Annotated in this window: 2 protein-coding genes; both read left to right on the top strand. The window is 44.1% G+C overall.

Going from position 1 to position 710, the window contains the following annotated elements; all coding sequences use genetic code 11:
- Positions 1 to 273 (top strand): T9SS type B sorting domain-containing protein (locus IEV57_RS19270; RefSeq protein ID WP_188444662.1); only part of this gene is annotated, 273 nt, incomplete at its 5' end.
- Positions 274 to 381: 108 nt separating this feature from the next.
- Positions 382 to 710: type IX secretion system membrane protein PorP/SprF (locus tag IEV57_RS19265; protein ID WP_188444661.1), on the top strand; the 329-nt coding region annotated here is incomplete at its 3' end.

Here is a 710-nt window from a genome sequence, read left to right as displayed (position 1 = left end):
GTATCAGAGATTGAGATCTACAATACCTTCACACCAGATGGAGATGGTATCAATGATAACTGGGGTGTACCAGAGATTCGCTACTATACAGGAGCAAGAGTTCAGGTATTTGAGCGCAGTGGCAAGCGACTCTTCTACACAGAAGATCCAGATCAGAGATGGGATGGAATCTTCGAAGGCAAGGAGATGCCTGTGGGCAGCTATTACTGGACACTCGAAGTGAGAGAGACAGGAGAAGTGAGAAAAGGAATCTTGAATCTGTTAAGAAAGTAAAGAGGTAAAAGGGACTAGGTAAAAGGAGAAAGGACGAGTTTATAAATAAATGACTCGTCCCCCCTTTCTCCTTTAACCTTTGACCTTTCTCCTCAAAAATATAAAATCATGAAAAAAACAATCATCTTATTCATAGGAATAGCCCTTGTAACGACATCGGATATTCTCGCTCAATCAAGAAAATACATTTCTCAATTCAGCCACTTGCAGGGCTATTACAACCCAGCATTGACGGGCTATGAAGGTTCCATGATTCGCGGCTTTGTCCGCAATCAGTGGGCAGGCTGGGAGGGAGCACCAAAGACTTACTTTGCCTCAGCAGAACTAGACTTCGGCCAACTCTCAGGTCAAGCCTCAGGAGATATCCTAGGCAAGAATGCTGCAGGAATATCTATCCTACATGATCAGTATGGAGCCTTTGCAGAGACGGAGTTTGT

It is taken from the genome of Belliella aquatica, from assembly GCF_014637795.1.
GTDB lineage: Bacteria > Bacteroidota > Bacteroidia > Cytophagales > Cyclobacteriaceae > Belliella > Belliella aquatica.
This window is presented reverse-complemented; position numbering and strand designations above follow the sequence as displayed.